This window comes from Candidatus Limnocylindrus sp. (assembly GCF_040397215.1).
Taxonomy (GTDB): Bacteria; Chloroflexota; Limnocylindria; order Limnocylindrales; family Limnocylindraceae; genus Limnocylindrus.
The window spans coordinates 21,212-28,703 of the sequence record NZ_JBBAWK010000013.1; the positions used below are offsets into that span (position 1 = coordinate 21,212).

Below are 7,492 nucleotides of genomic sequence, written 5' to 3' on the forward strand. Positions count from 1 at the left end.
TCACATGCGTGCCGTACGGTTCGGCGTTGTTATTTCCGTCATCGGGACTGCAATCGCGACGTATCTTCTCGCCATTCGATTCGCAGGCATCCCCGCAATTTGTGGCCCTGCACTCGGGCCATTCGGCGGCTGCGCCAAGGTCGAGGCATCAGTCTACTCGAGCATCGGCCCAATACCTATCGCGCTAGTCGGTGTTGTCGGTTCGCTCGTACTACTGATTGCATCAGTGCACTTCCTACGTACGCGCTCAACAATCTCACTGAACATCTGGGTGCTTGCAGCAGTGGTCGGCGCCGCTATTGAGCTCGTCCTCATCGCAATTCAAGCGTTCGTCATCGGCGCATGGTGCGGCTGGTGCCTGCTCTACGGTCTCACCGTAATCCTCTCTGCTGTTGCCGCCGTGATTACAGCAGTGCAGTCGGAACGCGCTGCGGCTGCGCGCTAAGTCGCTGCAACGCAGGATTCGGCGCAATATCCATTTCATGCAATGCTGACACTGCTCGAGCCGCTGCACGACGCGCAGCAGCGATAGAGCCACTCTCTTCCAACAAGAGCGCCAAGTGTTCCAGCATGGCACCATCTGTCGGGTCTATGCGAACGGCGCGAAGGGCGAGGTCAATCGCACGATCAATGTCGCCAACAGAATGTGCCGCAACCATCTCGCGCTCAATGATTGCAAAAAGGCTTATGTCCAGCGCGCTGCGATGCTGCTCTGCCCACGGCTCAAACGGAACCTCAACGCCGAACGGCCCAAGGTACGAGTCGAGGAGATCGTCAATCTGATCGACCCGTGCTCGACGTCGCACCGCATCAAGCGTGCTTCGCAGCTGCGCTGAATCAAAGGTGACGAGATCAAGGTTGATCGTGACCATCTCGGCCTCATGGCGAATGTACGGCGTTGGCGTCCCCTCTTGGAGCGCAAGATCATAGTCAGGGTCAAGCGCACGGCGTAGGTGGTAGATCGCTTGATTGAGTGAGTTCAGTCCGGCCTGCGCCTCTGCTTCGGGCCAGAGCGCATCGATCGCCTCATCACGCGTCGCGGCGTGTCGGGGTCGCGTGGCAAGATAGTGCAGCAGCGCAACCGAGCGTGGGCGAATGGATGTCCCTTCAATCGTTCGCCCCGCAGCCTCAATGCTGAGCGGTCCCAAGTCGTGAACGACAGCAACGGGGCTCAGCACACGCGGCGCGATCGAGGCTGCAGGCGTGACCTCAGAGCCGTTCGGGACTGTGCCGAGCACCTGTGGAAGATCGAGCGTCTCGGCAATGAATCGCGGGATCATCCAGCACGATTCGCCGAGCTCATCTTGGTCGGCAGGGGCGATGAGGAGCCCCTCCTCCCACAGCGTGCGGAGCAGTTCGGGGCTCGCCTCCTCTCCTGCTGGGCGGGCGAGTCGGGCGAGGAGTGGGCCACTACCGCCGACGACATCGCGCCGGATGAACTCATCAAGCTCGCCGCGGTCGCCACCCTCACGCATCTGATCAAGCCACGTTGCAAGGATGCCGCCGTTCCCCGCCGCCGCGCGTCGCGCCTCTTCGAGCGCCGTCGGTGCGCCGCTCCAGCCTTTAGCCTCGGCAATCTGTCGCGTTTGTCGCGGCGTCACACGAAGTGCCGCCGCACCGATATGCATCACCTGCCGCTTTGTGCGCGCGGCAATAAGGCGCAGTTGCGCAACGCGGCGGCCGATCAGCGCGACACGGGATCGGTCAGGGGCGCGCTCCGCTAGTGAACGCAGAAATTCCAGGCCCTCTAGCGATTTGGCCAATGCGTCGGCGTCGTCGATGACGAGGATCAGTTCACTGTGCGGTGCGGCGAGATCGGCAATGAGCGCTGCTGCACACACCGTCGCCGACTGCTGCTGGCGAACCGCTCGTGCGAGACGCGGCAAGCGCACGCCGTCATCCTCATCGGCGGCGAGATGTAGGGCGTCACCAAGGCCGCGGCTTGCCCGCAACCACCGCATTGGTCGGTCGGCGCGAATGCCCCACGCGGCGACGGCGCTGCTCTTGCCATACCCGGCACTGCCGCAGATGAGGGCCAGTCCTCCGTCGGTGAGCTCATCGAGCGCAGAATCGATGCGGGGCCGAGCCGAGTGAACACGAGGGGTCCTCATCATGGCGTACTCCTTCCCGTTGCACCGCCGAGGGCAGTGCCCGCGGGTCGGCTGGGCGGATAGTGAATCAGCGTCGCGTACCGCAGACGTATCAGTCGCGCATCACGCGCCGCAGTGATGTGCGCCCGCCCCTACAATCCCCCCATGACCGAGAAGCACCGCCTGATCATTGACTGCGACACAGGGACCGATGACGCCGTCGCGCTGATGCTCGCCGCCCTGCACCCCGAGATTGATCTCATAGGCGTGACGACCGTGTTCGGTAACGCACCGCTCTACGCAACAACAACGAACTCGCTCTCGGTGCTGGAGCTGATCGGCAAGGGGCACATCCCTGTGCACGCCGGATTTCCGCGGCCACTGGTGCGCAAGGCGATGCCGTCGGAGCGCTTCTTTAAGTCCGATAGCGTGCAAGACCCACACGGTACCTATCTCGACATCCCACGTAGCGCGAGCAAGCCAGCCTCTGAGCGCGCAGTGGAGTACCTGATTGAGACCTACCGCAACGCGACACAGCCAATCACCCTAATGCCAATTGGCCCGCTTACGAACATTGCCGCAGCAGTTGCGCAAGAGCCGCGCTTCGCGGAGTGGGTGCCGAAGCTGATCATCATGGGCGGCGGCCACGAGGTGCCGAACATGACCGCATCGGCGGAGTTCAACATCTGGGCCGACGCCGAGGCGGCCGCGAGCGTCTTTGAGGCGGGTTTCAAAGATGTGTTGATGGTGCCGCTCGACGCAACGCACAAGGCACTCGTTACCGCGAAGGAGTGCGCGGCATTCGGTGCGCTCGGCACGCCCGCAGGCATGGCGACCGAGACGGTCATCAAGCGACGCATCGGCAGTTACGAGAGCAGCCAAAAGATGGATGTTCCAGAGTCGGCGCCGGTGCACGACGCGCTCTGCGTTGCGGCACTGGTGGAGCCAGACATCATCACCACGAAGCGTTGCCACGTTGCGGTGGAGACCACCGGTTCCTTAACCCTTGGGCGCACCGTCGTGGATACGCACCACCGCGGCGGCAAGGTGCCGAATGCCGACGTTGCATTCGATGCCAACGCCCCGCGATTTATTGCGCTGATGATGGAGATTTTCGGCCAGCGATGAGGGGCTTCGGTGAGGCGGCGCTCCCAGGTGAGACGGGCCCCAACGATCTTGATGCCGCCGGTGAGGCGGCCCTCGACCAGGCATTGCGCTCGGCTTGGATGCCCGTCTGCCAGAGCGGTGAACTGACTGACCGGCCACTCCCGATCCGCCTCTCAGGCGAAACGCTGGTCGTCGCCCGACTGGGCGACACAGTTGCCGCCTTCCCAGACCTCTGCGTGCACCGCGGCACCGCCCTCTCGCTCGGCTGGGTCGATCCAGGAACGAGTCCAGCCCCCGACGGGAGTCCAGCCACGGGCGAGGCCTGTCTGGTCTGTCCGTATCACGGCTGGAGCTACGGCCAAAGCGGCGAGGTGAAGCGCATTCCCGCCGTCCACGGTCGCGCGATTCCGCGCCGCGCACGCATTGAGCGCTACGCCGCCGTTGAACATCTTGGCCTTGTCTGGGTGCTGCTTGAGCCGGGCCCTGGCGGCTGGGAGAGCCCCGCGCCGCTCTATCCGCTCCCCGAGGCGCCGTGGTGGGGCGACCCATCGCTGCGCACCATTCCGATAACCACCTACGACTGGAAGTGCTCCCCCGCGCGGCGCATCGAGAACTTCATCGACTTCAGTCACTTCCCGTGGGTGCACGAGGGGATTCTCGGCGACCGCGCCAAGCCGCTCAGCCCAGAGCACGCGGTGGAGAGCAGCGAGACAACGATCAGCTTCCAGATCGCACTTGAAGAGCCTCAGACCAGCGTGAAGGGTGATGGCGCGCCGGGCGCGAAGGTACAACGCGATCCAACGACATACACCGTACACCTGCCGTACTCCGTCACCCTTGATCAACAGCTCCCCGAGGGGAACCGCTTCGTTCTCTTTATGGCCGCGTCACCCCTCTCATCAAAGGAGACGAGAACGTTCACCTGGAACGCACGCAGCTATCGTCTCGATCCATCAGACGACACAGAACTCGCAAACTTCCAGCGCCTGATCTTGGATCAAGATCAGCCGATCACAGAATCACAACGCCCAGAAAAGTTGCCAGTGGATCTCTCGGCAGAGCTGCACATTGCTGGGCCCGATCAGGCGTCGATTGAGTTCCGTCGTCACCTCGGCAAAGTTGCGGCGCGCCTACGCGCGGCAGAAGAGACTAAATAGTGGTTGGTGCTGCGTCGACGCGCAAGATTCGCCAGGCGAACGGAACTGATCCGATCAGAATCACCCCCGACAGCAGGAAGAGCGGCAGTGCGCCAAGTGCGCCATAGATCACACCGCCAACGATTGATGCGATAGAGATTGCGAGGCCGAACGAGACGGCTTGGAAGAGTGCCTGACCCGTTGCCTGCAGCGCGAGCGGAACGATGGCGCGAATGGTCAACACGCTTCCGAGAAGGGTGCACGCAAAGCCTACGCCACAGAGTCCGCGGATGACGCCTAGGAAAATAGGCGATACATCGAGCGCATACCCAAAGCTACACAAGCCAAGCGCAACGAGTCCAATTGCATACACGGCGCGCATACCGAAGCGCAGTGCAATCGCACCACCGATCAAGAAGAAAGGAATCTCGACGGTGGCAGAAATGGTTGCCGCCAGCGTCACCATGGAGGCATTCCCACCAACCTCTTGGATGCGCAGATTTCCGAAGGCGTAGAAAATGCCGGCGCCAAGATTGGCGAGCAGGCTCAAGAGCAGGAACGAGAGGAGTTGCGGTGATTGTGCGAACGCCAAGCTGACTGTGCCGAATCGATCTCGCCAGTGCCCAGCGACGGCGATTTCGGCGTTGCCGCCTGCAAGCTCGGTACGCTCTACTTCGAGTTCGTCCTCGGTGGCGGCGCTGTGCGGTGGATGTGTGACGCGCAGACCAACGGTTCCAGCCATGATGACAAGTGCCCACGCGGTGTAGAGCGGCCCGACGAGAATCGCACCACCGGCAACCACGATGACCCCGCTCACAAGGCTACTTGCCGCAAAGCTGCCGCTGGTGACAGCACGCAACGTGCCCCAGTTTCCCGTCACCTTCGCAAGTCGCTCCATGCCGATGGAGTCCAGCAGGGGAACGATCCCGGCGCCTGCGAAGGCGGCAAGCATTGAGCCAGGGATACCGGCGAGTGGTCCGGTGGCAAAGGTAAACACCCCAATCGCCGTTGCAAAGATTGCCAGGCGGAATGCCGATACGCGTCCGAGGGTTGCGTCACCAAGGTGCCCCCAGATGGGCGCGGCGGTGAGCGCGAGGATGGAGTTCACCGCTCCAACGAGGCCAATCGCCTCGAACGAGACACCACGATCACGGAAGACGATCGAGATAAAGGGGAGGTAGCAGGCCTGCATGATGCCCACCATCAAGTAGAGATACGAGGCGCGGCGCATACCGGGTCGGAGAAGCATGAGAGACATGCCCCTACATTACTGGCTCGCCCTCGCTTCCGCCCCCTGCGCCGTCGCTGCGCTCGCGAACCAAGTTAACGAAGCGCGTCTGCTCTTTCATGAAGTAGAGCTGCCCTGCACCGGTGGGGCCATTGCGGTGCTTGGCAATGCTGAAGTCAATCGCCTCACCAACGGCATCACCCTCCTCGATGCGATCGGTCTTGCGCCACAAGAAGATCACCACGTCTGCATCCTGCTCGATCGCCCCCGACTCACGCAGGTCAGAGAGACGCGGCTCCTTTGAGTCGCTGCGCATCTCTATCTGACGCGAGAGCTGGCTCAGCGCAAGCACCGGAATGCCAAGTTCACGAGCGAGTGCCTTGAGGCCACGCGAGATCTCGGATACCTCTTGCACGCGGTTGGACTCACGCCCCGAAGAGCCAGGCTGCATCAGTTGCAGGTAGTCCACAATGAGTAGGTCAAGTCCGTGCTCCATCTTTAGCCGTCGCGCCTTGGTGCGTAGCTCCATGACCGAGATGCTTGCGGTGTCGTCAATGAAGATCTTGGCGCGCGAGAGGCTCTCCATTGCGCTAGCAATCTTTGGAAAGTCCAGCTCGGCGAGGAAGCCACTACGCAACTTGAACGAGTCAATCTTGGTAACGCTCGACAGCAGACGCAGCACCAGCTGCTCCTTGCTCATTTCTAACGAGAAGACGCCGACCGACTTTCCTTCGCGCACGGCGGCGTACTCGGCAATGTTAAGCGCGAGCGAGGTCTTACCAACGGAGGGTCGCGCTGCAAGGACGATGAAGTCCGACGCTTGCAGCCCTTGCGTCTTGCTGTCAATGTCGGTGAAGCCGGTGCGCAGGCCCATAAGCTGCCCGCGGTTCTGGTGCAAATGATCAAGTCGCTCGTACGCCTGACCGAGCAGTGTCTCAAGCGGGGTGAAGCCAGACATCGTTCGTCGCTCACTGATGGCAAAGAGCTCTGACTCGGCGCGATCAATCGCTTCAATCGCATCGGCTGGATCTTCGTAGCCGATTGACGCGATACGACCGGCGGCGCTGATCAGTCCACGAAGCACCGCCTTGCGCTCCACAATCTTTGCGTATTGCTTGGCGTGCACCGCCGTTGGTGTGCGGTCGCAGAGATCCGCAAGCGCAGCACGCCCACCAATCTCTTCGATCTGGCCGCGACGCTCGAGCTCTTCGGAGACGGTGAGGATGTCGATTGGCTGGCGCTGCTCGTAGAGCGAGAGGACAGCGGCGTAGACCTTGCTGTTCGCCGGCTTGTAGAAGTCCGTCGCCTTGAGCGTTTCGGAGACCTCGGTAATCGCGTCGCCGTCGATTAGGATGGCGCCGAGTACGGACTCTTCGGCCTCGGAGGACTGTGGCGGAAGTTGGATTGACATGGTCGTATTCTCTCAGTCGCGCCGTTGACGCTCTAGGTGGATGCCCACAAACTTGCCCCAATCTCTCCACGAAGAGGGGACTGGACCCTTTCGGCTGTGGATAAGTCGGCGCCCGGCGCCGAGGCGGCGGTTAGTGAACTCGGCGAAGAACGCCGACGAGTACGCCCTGCACATTCACGCTTGGGTAGTACATCGGCTTGTACGCCTTGTTGGCGGGCTGCAGGCGAACCCGACCGGTCTCGCGGAAGAGCTGCTTCAGCGTGACCTCGTTCTCTTCGACCTGGGCGACCACGATGTCGCCATCGGCGGCCACCCTGCTCGGCTTGATCACGACGTAGTCGCCGTCGGCGATCTGGGCATCGATCATGGAGTCGCCGCGGATCTTTAGGAGGTAGGAGTCAGGGGTCGACATGAACTCAGGGACGGCGACCGTCTCGGAGCGCTCCTCGTAGGCCTCGATCGGCCCACCGGCGGCGATCTGCCCCACCACGACCAGCTCGCGGGCGGCCATCGGCAGGTT

At 62.2% G+C, this 7,492-nt stretch carries 7 protein-coding genes; 3 read left to right on the forward strand and 4 right to left on the reverse strand.

Going from position 1 to position 7,492, the window contains the following annotated elements:
* The first annotated feature begins 4 nt into the window (after positions 1-4).
* On the forward strand, positions 5-445 hold the full coding sequence (locus AC3LCN_RS04375) for a vitamin K epoxide reductase family protein (RefSeq protein ID WP_488648871.1): 441 nt from the start codon (positions 5-7) through the stop codon (positions 443-445).
* Here the strand turns inward: AC3LCN_RS04375 and AC3LCN_RS04380 are convergent.
* On the reverse strand, positions 405-2,114 hold the full coding sequence (locus tag AC3LCN_RS04380) for an AfsR/SARP family transcriptional regulator (RefSeq protein WP_488648872.1): 1,710 nt from the start codon (positions 2,112-2,114) through the stop codon (positions 405-407). The two genes, AC3LCN_RS04375 and AC3LCN_RS04380, sit on opposite strands and share 41 nt — an antisense overlap.
* 141 nt (positions 2,115-2,255) lie before the next feature.
* Between AC3LCN_RS04380 and AC3LCN_RS04385 the strand changes: the two genes are divergently transcribed.
* Both AC3LCN_RS04385 and AC3LCN_RS04390 read left to right on the forward strand, forming a co-directional pair.
* The gene (locus AC3LCN_RS04385) at positions 2,256-3,218 is read left to right on the forward strand and encodes a nucleoside hydrolase (protein WP_488648873.1); all 963 of its coding nucleotides are present in this window, start codon (positions 2,256-2,258) and stop codon (positions 3,216-3,218) included.
* On the forward strand, positions 3,215-4,354 hold the full coding sequence (locus AC3LCN_RS04390) for a Rieske 2Fe-2S domain-containing protein (protein ID WP_488648874.1): 1,140 nt from the start codon (positions 3,215-3,217) through the stop codon (positions 4,352-4,354). Before AC3LCN_RS04385 ends, AC3LCN_RS04390 begins: the two co-directional genes overlap by 4 nt.
* On the opposite strand, the gene AC3LCN_RS04395 is transcribed toward AC3LCN_RS04390, so the two are convergent.
* The 3 genes from AC3LCN_RS04395 to lexA all read right to left on the reverse strand — a co-directional run.
* Positions 4,347-5,591 (reverse strand): MFS transporter, encoded by a 1,245-nt coding sequence (locus tag AC3LCN_RS04395; RefSeq protein ID WP_488648875.1) that lies wholly within the window; start codon positions 5,589-5,591, stop codon positions 4,347-4,349. The genes AC3LCN_RS04390 and AC3LCN_RS04395 overlap by 8 nt on opposite strands.
* Positions 5,592-5,595: 4 nt before the next feature.
* Positions 5,596-6,972, reverse strand: a complete 1,377-nt coding sequence (gene dnaB / locus AC3LCN_RS04400; RefSeq protein ID WP_488648876.1) for a replicative DNA helicase — start codon at positions 6,970-6,972, stop codon at positions 5,596-5,598.
* 130 nt (positions 6,973-7,102) lie between these two features.
* A partial coding sequence (gene lexA, locus AC3LCN_RS04405; RefSeq protein WP_488648877.1) for a transcriptional repressor LexA occupies positions 7,103-7,492 on the reverse strand: 390 nt, incomplete at its 5' end.